The sequence below is a fragment of the Pseudomonas sp. GXZC genome, assembly GCF_026967615.1.
Classification (GTDB): Bacteria; Pseudomonadota; Gammaproteobacteria; order Pseudomonadales; family Pseudomonadaceae; genus Aquipseudomonas; species Aquipseudomonas azotoformans_A.
The window spans coordinates 6,540,913-6,555,772 of record NZ_CP114115.1; the positions used below are offsets into that span (position 1 = coordinate 6,540,913).

The 14,860-nt window shown below is 60.3% G+C and carries 14 protein-coding genes and 1 riboswitch; of the genes, 9 read left to right on the top strand and 5 right to left on the bottom strand.

The genetic code is table 11. The features are described 5' to 3' along the window. The first annotated feature begins 52 nt into the window (after positions 1-52). The 5 genes from OZ428_RS30940 (at position 53) to OZ428_RS30960 (ending at position 5,023) form a co-directional block, all read left to right on the top strand. The gene (locus tag OZ428_RS30940) at positions 53-1,048 is read left to right on the top strand and encodes an ArsR/SmtB family transcription factor (protein WP_269132214.1); all 996 of its coding nucleotides are present in this window, start codon (positions 53-55) and stop codon (positions 1,046-1,048) included. Positions 1,049-1,067: 19 nt separating this feature from the next. Further along, positions 1,068-2,258 carry a methionine adenosyltransferase gene (metK, locus tag OZ428_RS30945; protein WP_028618258.1) on the top strand — a complete coding sequence of 397 codons (1,191 nt, stop codon included), beginning with the start codon at positions 1,068-1,070 and terminating at the stop codon, positions 2,256-2,258. Positions 2,259-2,480: 222 nt separating this feature from the next. After that, the gene (locus OZ428_RS30950; protein ID WP_033897113.1) at positions 2,481-2,831 is read left to right on the top strand and encodes a DUF1090 family protein; all 351 of its coding nucleotides are present in this window, start codon (positions 2,481-2,483) and stop codon (positions 2,829-2,831) included. 98 nt (positions 2,832-2,929) lie between these two features. Further along, a complete protein-coding gene (gene ligB / locus OZ428_RS30955; RefSeq protein WP_269132215.1) occupies positions 2,930-4,591 on the top strand; it encodes an NAD-dependent DNA ligase LigB in 1,662 nt (553 codons plus the stop codon). Positions 4,592-4,630: 39 nt separating this feature from the next. Next, a complete protein-coding gene (locus OZ428_RS30960) occupies positions 4,631-5,023 on the top strand; it encodes a DUF1090 domain-containing protein (protein WP_033897111.1) in 393 nt (130 codons plus the stop codon). A gap of 6 nt (positions 5,024-5,029) precedes the next feature. Here the strand turns inward: OZ428_RS30960 and OZ428_RS30965 are convergent, their stop codons facing one another. Continuing rightward, a complete protein-coding gene (locus tag OZ428_RS30965; RefSeq protein WP_133075434.1) occupies positions 5,030-5,479 on the bottom strand; it encodes a c-type cytochrome in 450 nt (149 codons plus the stop codon). A 129-nt stretch (positions 5,480-5,608) separates the two neighbouring features. Here OZ428_RS30965 and mltA point away from each other — a divergent pair, with 129 nt between their 5' ends. After that, on the top strand, positions 5,609-6,793 hold the full coding sequence (gene mltA, locus OZ428_RS30970; protein ID WP_269132216.1) for a murein transglycosylase A: 1,185 nt from the start codon (positions 5,609-5,611) through the stop codon (positions 6,791-6,793). Between the two features lie 86 nt (positions 6,794-6,879). Here the strand turns inward: mltA and OZ428_RS30975 are convergent, their stop codons facing one another. After that, on the bottom strand, positions 6,880-7,266 hold the full coding sequence (locus OZ428_RS30975; RefSeq protein WP_010207167.1) for an MAPEG family protein: 387 nt from the start codon (positions 7,264-7,266) through the stop codon (positions 6,880-6,882). A gap of 193 nt (positions 7,267-7,459) precedes the next feature. Here OZ428_RS30975 and OZ428_RS30980 point away from each other — a divergent pair, with 193 nt between their 5' ends. Then, complete coding sequence (locus OZ428_RS30980) at positions 7,460-8,719, top strand: cation:proton antiporter (RefSeq protein WP_033897106.1); 1,260 nt, start codon at positions 7,460-7,462, stop codon at positions 8,717-8,719. Here OZ428_RS30980 and OZ428_RS30985 read toward each other — a convergent pair. From OZ428_RS30985 to OZ428_RS30995, 3 genes are all read right to left on the bottom strand, one after another. After that, positions 8,713-9,600, bottom strand: coding sequence for a formate/nitrite transporter family protein (locus OZ428_RS30985; protein ID WP_033897122.1), 888 nt, complete (start codon positions 9,598-9,600; stop codon positions 8,713-8,715). The two genes, OZ428_RS30980 and OZ428_RS30985, sit on opposite strands and share 7 nt — an antisense overlap. Before the next feature lie 71 nt (positions 9,601-9,671). Further along, positions 9,672-11,603 (bottom strand): patatin-like phospholipase family protein, encoded by a 1,932-nt coding sequence (locus OZ428_RS30990; RefSeq protein WP_269132217.1) that lies wholly within the window; start codon positions 11,601-11,603, stop codon positions 9,672-9,674. Positions 11,604-11,702: 99 nt separating this feature from the next. Beyond that, positions 11,703-12,107: an acyl-CoA thioesterase gene (locus OZ428_RS30995; RefSeq protein ID WP_010207175.1), complete on the bottom strand. Its 405-nt coding sequence runs from the start codon at positions 12,105-12,107 to the stop codon at positions 11,703-11,705. Positions 12,108-12,305: 198 nt separating this feature from the next. Beyond that, a riboswitch (S-adenosyl-L-homocysteine riboswitch) is annotated at positions 12,306-12,411 on the top strand. 21 nt (positions 12,412-12,432) lie between these two features. On the opposite strand from OZ428_RS30995, the gene ahcY reads away from it, so the two are divergent. Together ahcY and metF are read left to right on the top strand one after the other, a co-directional pair. After that, positions 12,433-13,842, top strand: a complete 1,410-nt coding sequence (ahcY, locus tag OZ428_RS31000) for an adenosylhomocysteinase (protein WP_016977735.1) — start codon at positions 12,433-12,435, stop codon at positions 13,840-13,842. Between the two features lie 170 nt (positions 13,843-14,012). Then, complete coding sequence (metF, locus tag OZ428_RS31005; protein WP_269132218.1) at positions 14,013-14,858, top strand: methylenetetrahydrofolate reductase [NAD(P)H]; 846 nt, start codon at positions 14,013-14,015, stop codon at positions 14,856-14,858. Positions 14,859-14,860: the final 2 nt, after the last annotated feature.

Genomic DNA, 14,860 nt, shown 5'->3' on the forward strand with positions numbered 1-14,860 from the left:
TTTTGATATTGCCCTTGCGATGCATTCCACCCGTCACTAGACTGCTGGCCTTATGAATCTACCCATGCCCTCACTGCGCCCCGACGACGGCGATGAACTGGCAGCCTTGTGCAAGGCCGCTGGCGATCCGTTGCGTTTGAACGTGTTGCGCGCACTGGCCAACGATTCCTTCGGCGTACTGGAACTGGCGCAGATCTTTGCCATCGGCCAATCCGGCATGAGCCACCACTTAAAGGTGCTGGCCCAGGCCGACCTGGTGGCGACCCGCCGTGAAGGCAATGCGATCTTCTACCGCCGCGCCCTGCCCCATACCGAACAGCTGGGTGGCAAGCTGCACGCGGCCCTGCTTGAGGAAGTGGACAACCTGAACCTGCCGGGCGACGTACAGTCGCGCATCGGCCAGGTGCATGGGCAACGCGCCGCCGCCAGCCAGGATTTTTTCGCACGGGTTGCCGAGAAGTTTCGCGCCCAGCAAGACTTGATTGCCGGCCTTGCCCAATACCGCGACAGCGTATTGGCGCTGCTCGACAAATTGAGCTTCAGTGATGACGCCACGGCACTGGAAGTCGGCCCAGGCGATGGCGGTTTCTTGCCGGAACTGGCGCGGCGCTTCCAGCAAGTCACCGCGCTGGACAACAGCCCGGCGATGCTCGAACTGGCGCGCCAGCTCTGCGAGCGTGAGTCGCTGGACAACGTCAGCCTCCAACTGGCCGACGCACTGAACGGCACAAACTTAAAGGCCGACTGCGTGGTGCTGAACATGGTCTTGCACCATTTCGCCGCCCCCGCCGACGCCCTCAAGCAAATGGCCGGGCTGCTGCACCCCGGCGGTAGCCTGTTGGTTACGGATTTATGCAGCCACAACCAGAATTGGGCCAGGGAGGCCTGCGGTGATCTCTGGTTGGGTTTTGAACAGGATGATCTGGCCCGTTGGGCCACCGCTGCGGGACTCGTTCCCGGGGAAAGCCTCTATGTAGGTTTACGTAATGGTTTCCAGATCCAGGTCCGCCATTTTCAGCGGCCGGCTGGCGACACTCACCATCGGTAAATATCAGGAAAACATCGAGATGAGCGAATACTCCCTTTTCACCTCCGAGTCCGTGTCTGAAGGGCATCCGGACAAAATCGCCGACCAGATTTCTGACGCGGTGCTGGACGCCATCATTGCTGAAGACAAGTTCGCCCGTGTGGCGTGCGAGACTCTGGTGAAAACCGGTGTAGCGATCATCGCTGGCGAAGTGACCACCACCGCCTGGGTTGACCTGGAGCAGATCGTTCGTGACGTGATCACCGACATCGGCTACACCAGCTCCGACGTTGGCTTCGACGGCGCGACCTGCGGCGTGATGAACATCATCGGCAAGCAATCCCCGGACATCAACCAAGGTGTCGACCGTGCCAAGCCTGAAGATCAGGGCGCCGGCGACCAGGGCCTGATGTTCGGCTATGCCAGCAACGAAACCGACGTGCTGATGCCTGCACCGATCACCTTCTCGCACCAGCTTGTACAACGCCAGGCCGAAGCCCGCAAAAGCGGCCTGCTGCCTTGGCTGCGTCCGGACGCCAAGTCCCAAGTGACCTGTCGTTATGAAGGCGGCAAGGTTGTCGGTATCGACGCTGTCGTGCTGTCGACCCAGCACAACCCGGACGTGTCCTACGCCGACCTGCGCGAAGGCGTGATGGAGCTGATCGTCAAGCACGTGCTGCCGGCCGAACTGCTGAGCAAAGACACCCAGTTCCACATCAACCCGACTGGCCAGTTCATCATCGGCGGCCCGGTGGGCGACTGCGGCCTGACCGGTCGCAAGATCATCGTCGACAGCTACGGCGGCATGGCCCGTCACGGCGGTGGCGCGTTCTCCGGTAAGGATCCATCCAAGGTTGACCGTTCGGCAGCCTATGCCGGTCGTTACGTGGCCAAGAATATCGTCGCTGCCGGCCTGGCCGAGCGTTGCGAGATCCAGGTTTCCTACGCGATTGGTGTGGCCCAGCCTACGTCGATCTCGCTGAATACCTTCGGCACTGGCAAGATCAGCGATGACAAAATCGTGAAGCTGGTACGTGAGATCTTCGACCTGCGCCCTTACGCGATCACCACCATGCTCGACCTGCTGCACCCGATGTACCAGGAAACCGCAGCCTACGGCCACTTCGGTCGTACCCCTGCGCAGAAGACGGTCGGCGACGATACCTTCACCACTTTCACCTGGGAAAAGACCGACCGCGCCAACGACCTGCGGACTGCCGCCGGCCTGTAATCGCTCTCGGTACACAAAAGCCCTGCCGGGTTCATTCGGCGGGGCTTTTTATTGCCGCCTGAATGGCGCGACGACCTTCACAGTTTTTGGATCCAAAGCTTGCAGGCCCAATGATGGCCCCTTAGAATCCGCGCCCTCTCGGGCCCTTCACCTTATTTGGATATTGCCCTGCGCCAGCCCGGGATTCATCAGCGCGCAGGCAATCGAACATTGAGGTTTTTCATGCGCATTTCCACGCTCGCCCCTGCCGCCCTGCTGCTCAGCCTGTTCGCCCTGCCGGTTAACGCCGCGGACCTGAGCGCACTGAGCGGCGCCCTAAGCGCCCAACTGGGTGGCGGCAACTCCGGCGACTGCCAGAAACAAGCTGCAGATCTGCAAACCAAGATCGATGCTGCCGAAGCCCAGAAGGACACCTTGAAAGTAAAGGCCTTCAAAGCCGCCCAGGACCAGATCAACAAAGGTTGTGACAAACTTTCTGAAGCCCAGGCCAAAGCCGACGCCAAGCAGCAAACACAGGAGGCCAAGGCCGATAAGCCCGACGCCGTGAAAGCCTTGGGCGGCCTGTTCAAGTAAATAGAAACACCCAGTAAAAAGCCCCGCAGCGTCGGGGCTTTTTTGTGGCTGAGAGGATCATTTAGGCTGGGCACCCTTTCCGGGCAAGGATGCTCACGATGCCTTTACTGATAGCGTTTGTACTCAGCCTTTTACCTCTCAGCGGGTGGGCCGAAGAGTGCCCAGACGCCGCCCGGGCACAGATCAACACCCTGGCCGAACAGATACGCCTCTGGGACGACAGCTACCATCGGCTCAACCAATCCCCCGTGAGCGATGAACTCTATGACCAGGCACGCCAGCGCCTGGCCCACTGGCGCCAATGCTTCCCCGAATCCACCACGAGACCCGACAAGCCACTGGCGAGTTCACGCGGCACCCTGCCTCATCCCATTGCCCATACGGGCCTTGAGAAACTGCAGGATGAACAGGCCGTCGGCGCCTGGCTGCGAACACGCGAAGATGTCTGGATTCAGCCCAAAGTGGACGGCGTGGCGGTGACCCTGATCTATCAACAAGGTCGCCTGCGACAAGTCATCAGCCGGGGCGACGGCCTCATGGGCCACGACTGGTCCGCCTCCGCACGCAAGATCCCTGGCATCGTCCAACAGTTGCCGGAACCCATCGACCTGGTGCTGCAAGGTGAACTCTATTGGCGGCTCGACGGCCATGTGCAATCGGCAAACGGCGGGCTTAATGCCCGCAGCAAAGTGGCCGGCCTAATGAACCGCCTGCAACTGAGCGACACCGATGCCAGCGGCATTGGCCTGTTCGTTTGGGCGTGGCCAAAGGGGCCAGCTTCCTTTACCGAGCGCCTGGCCACACTGGCACGCTGGGGTTTCACCGACAGTCGTCGCTTCAGCCAACCCATCCGCGACATCGCCGAAGCCACGCACTGGCGTGCCTATTGGTACAACCACCCACTGCCATTCGCCAGCGACGGGGTGGTGGTGCACCAAGCTCAGCGCGCGCCCGCCGAACGCTGGCAAGCCAGCGAGCCCTATTGGGCCGCCGCCTGGAAGTACCCGGCAGGCAAGGCCCTGGCACTGGTGCGCAACGTGCAATTCAAGATCGGCCGCACCGGACGCATAACCCCCATGCTGGAGCTGGAACCGGTGCGACTGGATGACCGACAGATCAGCCGGGTGAGCGCCGGCTCATTGAAACGTTGGCAAGCGCTGGATATCCGCCCTGGCGACCAGATATCCATCAGCCTGGCCGGCCAGGTGATTCCTCGACTGGACGAAGTCATCCTGCGAAACACCCACAGGGCAGACCTGAAAGTGCCTGACCCACGGGACTTCCATGCCTTGAGCTGCTGGCAACTGGACCCCGGCTGCGAAGAGCAGTTACTCGCGCGCCTCACCTGGCTGAGCAGCAATCAAGGCCTTGCGTTACCCCATATAGGTCGCGAAACCTGGAACGTATTGATCCAGGCCGGTCTAATCGCAGGCTTTCTCGATTGGTTAACCCTGGAAGCGGCAGAGCTTGCTAACATTGAAGGCTTCGGTGATCGCAGCCGCGCACGCGTGATCGAAAGTCTCCACAGCGCGCGGCAACGGCCCTTTGCTCAATGGCTCAAAGCCTTGGGCGTACCGCCTGCGGCACGCAACAACCTGGAAGGCGACTGGCAGACGCTGGTCGCGAGAGACACCCAGGCCTGGCTGGCCATCGATGGCATCGGCCCGGGCCGCGCGGCGCAATTGAGCGCTTTTTTCCGCGACCCGCAAGTACAGGCCTTGGCAGACACATTACGCGTGGCCGGCATCGACGGGTTCTGAACCCAAGCCGACCACCAGATTGCGACCTTGGAGCCCCACATGAAATTTCTAGCCCCCGTTGCCCTGACCGTTGCAAGCTTCATGGCCACACCGTTGCTGGCCGCCGAACAAGCACCACAGCTCACCGGCTGCGCCGCCAAGCGCCAAGCCATCAGCACCCAGATCGAGCAGGCCAAGGCCGCCGGCAACAGTGCGCAACAAGCTGGTCTGGAAAAAGCCCTGAGCGAAGTCACCGCCAACTGCACCGACGCGTCCTTGAAGAAGGAGCGGGAAAACAAGGTGCTCGATGCCAAGCATGAAGTCAGCCGCCGTCAGGCCGACCTCGACAAGGCCATGAAAAAAGGCGACGCGGACAAGATCAACAAACGTAAGGACAAACTCGCCGAGTCCCGCAAAGAACTGCAGGACGCGGTGGAAGAGCTCGACCAGTAAAACCGGTCAGTGGTCCCGGAACTGTTTATGGCAGGCGCTGCAGGCATCTTCGACTTTCTGCACCGCCGGCCCCAGGTTGCTGGCCTTATAAGGCTGCACTTGGCTGATGGTCACCAATTCACCGGTTGCCGCTTCAAGGTTGCGGGCCAGTTGCTGGAATTGCGCCTGTTTCTGCCAGACATCGTCCTTGGCGCTGGTGTGATCTTCCTCGCGCACGCTCGGGAAATGCTTCCACGGCTCATGGGACAACGCATCCAGCTTGACCGCGCCTTCGGCAAATTTAGCGCCGTCGAAGGGGATGCGCCCGCGCAGCATGCCGCCCAGGTCTTCGCCGGTCTTGAGCATCTGCTTAAAGATAGCCTTGCGCTGGCCCAGCGGAGAATTGGGATCTACGCCGCCACAGGCGGACAGTGTCAGGCAGGCCAGCAATACAACGGTCAGTCTTTTAAAAGTCATGGTGGCTTCGAGGTCACGGGAAACGGCGGCCAGTATCCTCGCCCCGCCCGTAAAGACCAATAGCCCTATTAATAATAAGGGTTGCCCAATTGCACTACCGCGTGGGCAATCGCTTCAGGAATTGTTTGTATGCATGTCACGTTGAAACCCTGGAGCCGCCGCCTGGCGTGGGCTCTGCCGATGATCGCGCTGCTGGCCGGCTGCGATGCGGGCAAAGAAACAGCCAAAGATGAAACTTCGAAGCCCCATGCTATCGCCACCTATGTCAGCGCACAGTGGGAAGCCCTGCCGGTGGTGTCCGACAGCGACCTGCTGGCCGGCTTTGAATCCTGGCGCAGTGCTTGCCAGCGCCTCAAGGCCGACCCGATCTGGGGAGCGACTTGTGCAGCCGCCGCGACCGTACCCGCGAATGCTACGGCGGTGCGTGGCTTCCTCAAGGAGCGCCTGGATGTGTTCGGCCTGCGCTCTGCCGACAACACGCCCAACGGCTTGATCACCGGCTACTACGAACCGGTCTACCCCGGCAGCCTGACTAAAACCGCCAGCGCCCACGTGCCGGTATACGGCGTGCCGGACGACCTGATCATCGTCAACCTGGAAAGCATCTACCCCGAACTCAAGGGCAAGCGCCTGCGCGGTCGCCTGGATGGTCGTGTGCTCAAGCCTTACGACGATGCCAGCGCCATCAACGGCCAGGGCTCCACCGCGAAGCCGATTGCCTGGCTCACGGACCCGATGGACCTGCAGTTCCTGCAAATCCAGGGCTCAGGGCGCATCCAACTGGCCGGTGGGCGTCAACTGCGCGTCGGTTATGGCGACCAGAACGGCTACCCCTATCGTCCTATCGGCCGCTGGCTGGTGGAACAAGGCGAATTGAAGAAAGAAGCCGTGACCATGGGCGCCATCAGCGCCTGGGCCAAGGCGCACCCGCAGCGCATACCGGAACTGCTGGCGAGCAACCCGAGCTATGTGTTCTTCAGCGCGCGCCCCGACAGCAATGAAGGCCCGCGCGGCTCCTTGAACGTGCCATTGACCGCTGGCTACAGCGTGGCCGTGGATCGCAAGGTGATTCCGTTAGGCAGTCTGTTGTGGCTGTCGACCACCAAGCCGGACGGTTCGCCAATCGCACGGCCCGTCGCTGCACAGGACACTGGCGGCGCAATCACGGGTGAAGTGCGCGCGGATCTGTTCTGGGGCACCGGCGATGCGGCGGGTGAACTGGCGGGGAATATGAAGCAGCAGGGGCAGATCTGGATGTTGTGGCCAAAGGGTGCAGCGTTGCCACAGGTCCCGGATGCACCTGCGGGGAGCTAAAGACGCTCTGCCCAACTCAATGTAGTGGGGCTGTGGTGAGCGGGCTCACCACACAAGCCCACTCCCCCAGGGACCTTTATCAACCGTCAGATCGAGACAAAGAAGAAACTCGCAATCAATGCCATCCCCACGAACCACACCAGTGAACGCAGCATCGCCCAGTCCGCCAGGTAGCAGATGATGTACAGCAGGCGGCTGGTGATAAACAGCACCGCCAGTACATTGATGGTCACCAATTCGGCCGTACCGGCCAGGTGCGCGATGATCACCGCCGCCGCGAAGGCCGGCGTGACTTCAAAACTGTTGAGCTGGGCACTGTGGGCACGCTTGGCAAACCCTTCAAGGGTGTCCAGAAAAGCGCGAGGGTCGTGGTTCTGCCGTGGGCCGAACTTGCCGCCGCTGAACTTGGCCACACCTGTGCACAGGTAAGGTAGAAAAATTGCGATCAACACACACCAGAAAGCGACCGTCATCACACATTCCTTTTGTAGTTTTAAACAGCGATTAGAGTTTTAGCACTAAAAATACCAAACCGCACTCACCCGCTATGAGCCCTGGCTGGCCCAAAGGTTCTATGGTGTTTTATCCAATGCCTTGCAACATCGTGCCACTGGCGCGGTCCATCCACCCAACCCTGCACTGCCACCCAACTTCCAAGGACCCCGGATGCTTGAACTTGTCGCCGCCTTTATTTGCCTCACCACCCTGCTCACCTATGTGAATTTCCGTTTTATCGGCCTGCCGCCCACCATCGGTGTGATGGTCACGGCCCTGGTGTTTTCGCTGATCCTGCAAGGCTTGAGCGTTCTCGGCTACCCAGGCCTGGAAGAGCGTATCCAGCAGTTGATCGGCCAGATCGACTTCGGCGATTTGCTGATGAACTGGATGCTGTCGTTCCTGCTGTTCGCCGGCGCCCTGCACGTGAATCTGAACGACCTGCGCAGCTACCGCTGGCCCATCGGCCTGCTGGCGACCTTCGGCGTATTGATCGCGACCGTGGTGATCGGCAGCTTGGCGTATTACATCTTCGCCCTGTTTGGCTGGCACGTGAGCTTCCTTTACTGCCTGCTATTTGGTGCGCTGATTTCACCCACCGACCCGATTGCGGTACTGGGCGTGCTGCGTACCGCCAATGCCTCGAAACCGCTGAAAACCACCATCGTGGGCGAATCGCTGTTCAACGACGGCACCGCAGTCGTGGTCTTCACCGTGTTGCTGGGCATCGCACAGCTGGGCGAAACCCCGACCGTCGGCGCCACTGCCCTGCTGTTCGCCCATGAAGCCATCGGCGGCGTGGTATTCGGCGGTCTGATCGGCTACTTGGTCTACCTGATGATCAAGAGCATCGAGCAGCACCAGATCGAAGTGATGCTGACTCTCGCCCTGGTAATCGGCGGCTCGGCGATGGCCACCGAGCTGCACGTCTCGGCACCGATTGCGATGGTGGTCGCCGGTCTGATCATCGGCAACCTGGGCCGCAAGTTGGCGATGAACGACATGACCCGCCGCTACCTGGACGGTTTCTGGGAGTTGCTCGACGACATGCTCAATGCCCTGCTGTTCGCCCTGATCGGCATGGAACTGCTGCTCTTGCCGTTCAACTGGTTGCACGTATTCGCCGCCAGCCTGCTGGCCGTGGCAATCCTGCTGTCGCGCCTGTTGACGGTGGCCCCGGCGATCCTGCTGCTACGGCGCTGGCGCACGGTGCCACGCGGCACCATCCGCATCCTCACTTGGGGCGGTTTGCGTGGTGGTGTATCGGTAGCGTTGGCCCTGGCACTGCCGCTGGGACCGGAGCGTGACCTGCTGCTGAGCATCACCTACATCGTGGTGCTTTCGTCGATCCTGTTGCAGGGGTTGAGCATCGGCAAGCTGGTCAAGCGCGTGACCCGGGATGAGCCACAGGCCGCACCTGATACTCACTGATCCTTATCGATCCGCTGCGGATGCCTGGGGTCCGCAGCCTTCTTGCCTGGCAGGCTGCTTTCGCTGCGAATCTGCGCATGGCTGATCAGCGCAAAGATAAAGCTGCCGCCAATGATATTGCCCGCCAGCGTCGGCCCGGCGAACACCAGCCAGAAGTCCTTCCACGCCAGTTCGCCGGCAAACACCAGGTATGACACCTCCGCCGAGCCCACCACGATATGGGTAAAGTCCCCCAGCGCCATCAGGTAAGTGATCAGGATGATGATGAACATCTTGGCGCTTTCCATCGACGGGATCATCCACACCATGGTCGCGATCATCCAGCCGGAGATGATGCCTTTGGCGAACATCTGGCTGGCGTCGTTTTCCATGATCTTGCGCCCGATTTCGAGGAAAGCCTGGTCTGTCCGGGTATCGAAAATCGGCAAGTGCAACATCACATAAGCCACCAGCAGGGTGCCGCACAGGTTGCCGACCAGTACCACCGTCCATAATCGCAACAGTCGCCCGGCGTTGCCCAGGGTGGGCTTGCTCATCACCGGTAGAACGGCCGTCAGGGTGTTTTCGGTGAACAACTGCTGACGCGCGAGGATCACCGCCAGGAAGCCTGCGCAGTAACCGAAGCTGGCGATCACCTTGAAGGCTTCGCCATCCGGCAGGCGCGAGTTGAGCAACCCCATCGCCATCAGCGACAGTCCCATGGTCAACCCGGCGGCCAACGCCGACCACCACAAGGCGGCGACGCTGCGCTCCAACTCCTGGTCGCCCTGGGTACGGATGATTTCATGCAGTACCGCCGCGCGGGGCGGCTGGTTTTTGTCGACGTCCTGCTGCTCTTCCTGCGACAGGTTGGGGGTTTTGCCTGATTCGTCGGTGGCCATGATTATCCGGAGTCCAAGGGGTGCCTGTAGCTACGACACGCCGCCGCGATGGCTGTTCAGTGGCCAGGCAACTAAACCTTTAGCTTCCAGGCCTTGGCCATCTCCACGGTGGTGGAACTGGAGGCCTTGTCCCAAGGCTTGTTGCGTGCCTTGTAACTGTTCACGAGGGTGTCGAGTACCCGGTTGAATTCGGTGGCCGTGGTGGACCATGCCAGGTCTTGGGCCGCACGGTGCAACAGTTCAACGTTAGACTCGGGCTGGCCGGGTCGGAACAGCGACGGGTAGATCACCTCACGCGTGAAGTTTTCAGCTTTCGTCGCAATATCACGCACGCTCATCTCAGCGACAGCACGGCCAATGACCTTGGACATCGGCGATGCACCGCCTGCGATCTGCTTGGCCGCCGCTTGCAACAACTGCTGAAAGTTGGGCTGACGGGCGACATTGAGGCGCCGTCCCAACCAATCGATGTGCTCAGGCCGCTCGGCCAGGGCGTCGAGGTTACGCAGGGCCGATAAGATTCTCGGCGTGAACACCAGCGCGCCCTGTGCCTGGTTAGCCTCGGCAATCGCGACATCCAGGACTTGCAACGCCTGTTTTGCGCTTTCCCGAAACATCAGTACATCCGAGGCGGCGGGGTCTTTTTGCAGCGTCGATTGCACGCTGGCGAGCATCGAATCGTCCATGGCCAACACGGCGTCATCCAGCGATTGGAAAGCGTGGTGCTCAAGTGCAGTGGTACGACGCTCCAAATGCGCGTCTACCGCCTGGCGCGCCTTCGCTTGCAGGTGTTGCTTCTGCTCATCCTGCATCGTGAAGTTGACCGTGCCCGTGAGCAGGCCTCGAAAATCGCCTTTTTCAGTCTTGAGGGGCAATGTCACGATCTGCTCGGCGAACGCTTCGAGCTTTTTGTCCTGGAAGGCCCCAGCAGCCGAATGCGCAACGCCCGTGATGCGATCTGCCAAGTGGCTCAAAAAACTGCCACTGCGCGCTCGCTCACCAGAGGCATCTGACTCGAACTTGACGATCAACGCCTCGGACTTGGCCAGGGGGCTCTCGGGAAACGCCCGATCCACCACACCTGGCGCCGGAGTATTGAGCAGCAGGCCACCATCCTTGAACGCGGTGCTTTCAGCTGACGCCTGAAAGCCATGACCTTGTTCCACGGGGCTCTTGAACACCAGTGGCAACGCGCCGGAAATATGCGCCGCCCTGGCGATGTCCATCTGCGGCGTCAGGCTCGCATTGAACACCACCAGCTGTGGACGGTCGGCAAACATACCGGTGCCGGTGATGTTGAGTTGCTTGATCGCAGGTATATCCCGACTCAGCACCTCAAGATCACCAAACGTAGGGGCGCCGCCGGCACTCAACCTGTCAGCAATGCGCATGATTTGCGCCGAGCGGGTTTCCCGAGGGGTTTGCGCGATATGACCCAGAATCGACTGGCGCGACTCATTGCGAATCAGTTCTTCAAGGGGAAGTGCCTCGGTCTGCAAGCGCGGCAGCAAGGTCATCAACAATTGAGAGGTACTGCCGACGGCGCCGGGCAAACGCCCAACCAGCTTGCCCAGTATCGTACTGGCATCCTGCATCCAGGCCGTCACGGCGTCTTTGCTATTGAGCAGGCTGGGCAAATCGATACCATCCGACAACTTGTCGAACGCTTCAGCCCCCATGCCACTGGCAATCAGTGCCGCCGAAATGGCGCCGGCAGATGAGCCGGAGATCGATTGGATACCTTGCAGCTTCTGGGCGTCCTCAAGTGCCCGCACCACCCCCGAGAAAGCAACGCCCTTGGCGCCACCGCCGCTGAGTACCAGGCTGGTGACAGGGGGTGCCGATAAAAACACGTCCACCCGTCCCTGCTGATCACGCATGAGTGTCACATTGCGCGCGCCCAACCCCTCCACCAGCGGCGTCTCCACCGCTGGTTGGGTCGGGGCATACGCCTCTTCAGTCACTGAGGGTTGAATCTTGGTGATCGAGTTAAACACTTTCATCCATGGGCTCTCTCTACAGGGTGTGGTCCTGAGTGATGAGAGCGCCTGGGAAAGATCCGTGCGGAATGATTTGGTAAAGCAAATCACAGCGCAGCAGGGTTACTCGGGAAGGCTATCGTCCTTGAACTGGTCCTTCACGTACCGGATCTCGGTGCGGCCGTGGGGCGCGGGCAGACCATCTTCGCCGAGGTTGACGAAGACCATTTTCTCTACCGTGAGGATGCTTTTGCGGGTGATCTTGTTGCGCACTTCACAGGTCAAGGTGATGGAGGTGCGACCAAATTCGGTAGCGGTAATGCCCAGTTCGATGATGTCGCCCTGGCGCGAAGCGCTGACGAAGTTGATTTCGGAGATGTACTTGGTTACCACGCGCTGGTTGCCCAGTTGGACGATGGCGTAGATCGCCGCCTCTTCGTCGATCCAGCGCAGCAGGCTGCCGCCGAACAGGGTGCCGTTGGGGTTGAGGTCTTCGGGTTTTACCCATTTGCGGGTGTGAAAGTTCATGGTCACTCCAAAGCGTCTTGCCGAATGATGGGCAACATCATGGCAGAGCCTGGGCTCAAGCTCTATGCGCCATTGCCTATCAACCCCATCAGCGATCTTCATATGGCCGACGGAAAGGCTTGGGAAGTCTGGCGCACACGGCTATAATCGGCGCCGTTTCAAAACGGTCATCTCTAGTTGATACCGTTCTCCCGCCACCTGTCCGAGGGGCGCTGCAGCAGGTTCAACCTGTCAGGCTCGGATGGGGCGTTGTCCGGCCTGGTTAGCCAGCTGGATACTAAACGCACAACGGCGCCCATTCGCACACTACGAATGGAGGCTCTTCATGAGCGCTGTAAACACGCCTGCAGATTTCAACGACTACAAAGTCGCCGACATGTCCCTCGCTGCCTGGGGCCGTCGCGAAACCTTTATCGCCGAATCTGAAATGCCTGCCCTGATGGGTCTGCGCCGCAAGTACGCCGCTGAGCAGCCGCTCAAAGGCGCCAAGATCCTCGGCTGCATCCACATGACCATCCAGACTGCCGTGCTGATCGAAACCCTGGTTGCCCTGGGTGCCGAAGTACGTTGGTCGTCGTGCAACATCTTCTCGACTCAAGACCAGGCCGCTGCCGCTATCGCCGCTGCCGGTATCGCGGTATTCGCCTGGAAAGGCGAGACCGAAGAAGAGTACGAGTGGTGCCTGGAGCAAACCATCCTCAAGGATGGCGCGCCATGGGATGCCAACATGATCCTCGACGACGGCGGCGACCTGACCGAGCTGCTGCACAAGAAGTACCCGCAGATCCTGGACCGCGTCCACGGTGTGACCGAAGAAACCACCACTGGCGTGCACCGCCTGCTGGACATGCTGGCCAAGGGCGAGCTGAAAATCCCGGCCATCAACGTCAACGACTCGGTGACCAAGAGCAAGAACGACAACAAGTACGGCTGCCGTCACAGCCTGAACGATGCCATCAAGCGCGGTACCGACCACCTGCTGTCGGGCAAGCAAGCCCTGGTGATCGGCTACGGTGACGTGGGCAAGGGTTCGTCCCAGTCCCTGCGTCAGGAAGGCATGATCGTAAAAGTCTCCGAAGTTGACCCGATCTGCGCCATGCAAGCCTGCATGGACGGTTTCGAAGTGGTTTCGCCGTTCATCAACGGCCAGAACGACGGCACTGAAGCCAGCATCGACAAGGCCCTGCTGGGCAAGATCGACCTGATCGTGACCACCACCGGCAACGTGAATGTTTGCGACGCGAACATGCTCAAGGCCCTGAAGAAGCGCGCGGTTGTCTGCAACATCGGCCACTTCGACAACGAAATCGACACCGCTTTCATGCGTAAAAACTGGGCATGGGAAGAAGTGAAGCCACAGGTACACAAGGTTCACCGTACCGGTGCAGGCGATTTCGACCCGCAGAACGACGACTACCTGATCCTGCTGGCTGAAGGTCGCCTGGTTAACCTCGGCAACGCCACTGGCCACCCAAGCCGCATCATGGACGGCTCGTTCGCCAACCAGGTACTGGCGCAGATCTTCCTGTTCGGCCAGAAGTATGCCGACCTGTCGCCTGCCCAGAAAGCCGAGCGCCTGACCGTGGAAGTATTGCCGAAGAAACTCGACGAAGAAGTGGCCCTGGAAATGGTCCGCGGCTTTGGCGGCGTAGTGACTCAACTGACCAAGACCCAGGCCGACTACATCGGCGTGACCGTCGAAGGTCCGTTCAAGCCGCACGCTTACCGCTACTAAGTAACCCGCTCTCTCCTTGTCGGAGCGGGCTTGTGTGGGAGCGGGCTTGCCCGCGATGGCGGTAGGTCAGTTGAAGAATGTATCGACTGACCCACTGCAATCGCGGGCAAGCCCGCTCCCACATTGACGGTGAACACCTTCCGGTTTTTTGAGTTTCCAAGGATACGACCATGTCCCAAGACCGTCGCTACAGCTTCGAGTTCTTCCCGACCAAGACCGATGCTGGGCATGAAAAACTGATGGCGACTGCTACGCAGTTGGCCAGCTACAACCCCGACTTCTTTTCCTGCACCTACGGCGCCGGCGGCTCGACCCGTGACCGCACGATCAACACCGTGTTGCAGCTGGAAAGCCAAGTCAAAGTTCCCGCCGCTCCGCATTTGTCATGCGTGGGCGACAGCAAGGCCGACCTGCGCGGCCTGCTGACGCAATACAAGGCCGCCGGCATCAAGCGCATCGTCGCCCTGCGTGGCGACCTGCCGTCCGGCATGGGCATGGCCAGCGGTGAGCTGCGCCACGCCAACGACCTGGTGAGCTTCATCCGTGAAGAAACCGGCGATCACTTTTATATCGAAGTGGCGGCTTACCCGGAGATGCACCCCCAGGCACATAGCTTCGAAGACGATCTGCAGAACTTCGTGCGCAAGGCCAACGCTGGCGCCGACAGCGCGATCACCCAGTACTTCTTCAACGCCGACAGCTACTTCTACTTCGTCGAGCGTGTACGTGCCATGGGTGTGAACATCCCGATCGTGCCGGGCATCATGCCAATCACCAACTACAGCAAGCTGGCGCGCTTCTCCGACGCCTGCGGTGCCGAGATCCCACGCTGGGTGCGCAAGCAATTGGAAGCCTATGGCGACGACGTCAAGAGCATCCAGGCGTTTGGCGAACAGGTCATCACAAATATGTGTGAAGAATTGTTGAACGGTGGTGCGCCGGGGCTGCATTTCTATACCCTTAACCAGGCCGAACCGAGCCTTGCGATCTGGAACAACCTCAAGCTGCCGCGCTGAGG

Excerpts from the sequence above, each read along its gene's own strand:
- OZ428_RS30940 (WP_269132214.1), top strand. The coding sequence starts at position 53 with ATGAATCTACCCATGCCCTCACTGCGCCCCGACGACGGCGATGAACTG.
- metK (WP_028618258.1), top strand. The coding sequence starts at position 1,068 with ATGAGCGAATACTCCCTTTTCACCTCCGAGTCCGTGTCTGAAGGGCAT.
- OZ428_RS30950 (WP_033897113.1), top strand. The coding sequence starts at position 2,481 with ATGCGCATTTCCACGCTCGCCCCTGCCGCCCTGCTGCTCAGCCTGTTC.
- ligB (WP_269132215.1), top strand. The coding sequence starts at position 2,930 with ATGCCTTTACTGATAGCGTTTGTACTCAGCCTTTTACCTCTCAGCGGG.
- OZ428_RS30960 (WP_033897111.1), top strand. The coding sequence starts at position 4,631 with ATGAAATTTCTAGCCCCCGTTGCCCTGACCGTTGCAAGCTTCATGGCC.
- OZ428_RS30965 (WP_133075434.1), bottom strand. The coding sequence starts at position 5,479 with ATGACTTTTAAAAGACTGACCGTTGTATTGCTGGCCTGCCTGACACTG.
- mltA (WP_269132216.1), top strand. The coding sequence starts at position 5,609 with ATGCATGTCACGTTGAAACCCTGGAGCCGCCGCCTGGCGTGGGCTCTG.
- OZ428_RS30975 (WP_010207167.1), bottom strand. The coding sequence starts at position 7,266 with ATGACGGTCGCTTTCTGGTGTGTGTTGATCGCAATTTTTCTACCTTAC.
- OZ428_RS30980 (WP_033897106.1), top strand. The coding sequence starts at position 7,460 with ATGCTTGAACTTGTCGCCGCCTTTATTTGCCTCACCACCCTGCTCACC.
- OZ428_RS30985 (WP_033897122.1), bottom strand. The coding sequence starts at position 9,600 with ATGGCCACCGACGAATCAGGCAAAACCCCCAACCTGTCGCAGGAAGAG.
- OZ428_RS30990 (WP_269132217.1), bottom strand. The coding sequence starts at position 11,603 with ATGAAAGTGTTTAACTCGATCACCAAGATTCAACCCTCAGTGACTGAA.
- OZ428_RS30995 (WP_010207175.1), bottom strand. The coding sequence starts at position 12,107 with ATGAACTTTCACACCCGCAAATGGGTAAAACCCGAAGACCTCAACCCC.
- ahcY (WP_016977735.1), top strand. The coding sequence starts at position 12,433 with ATGAGCGCTGTAAACACGCCTGCAGATTTCAACGACTACAAAGTCGCC.
- metF (WP_269132218.1), top strand. The coding sequence starts at position 14,013 with ATGTCCCAAGACCGTCGCTACAGCTTCGAGTTCTTCCCGACCAAGACC.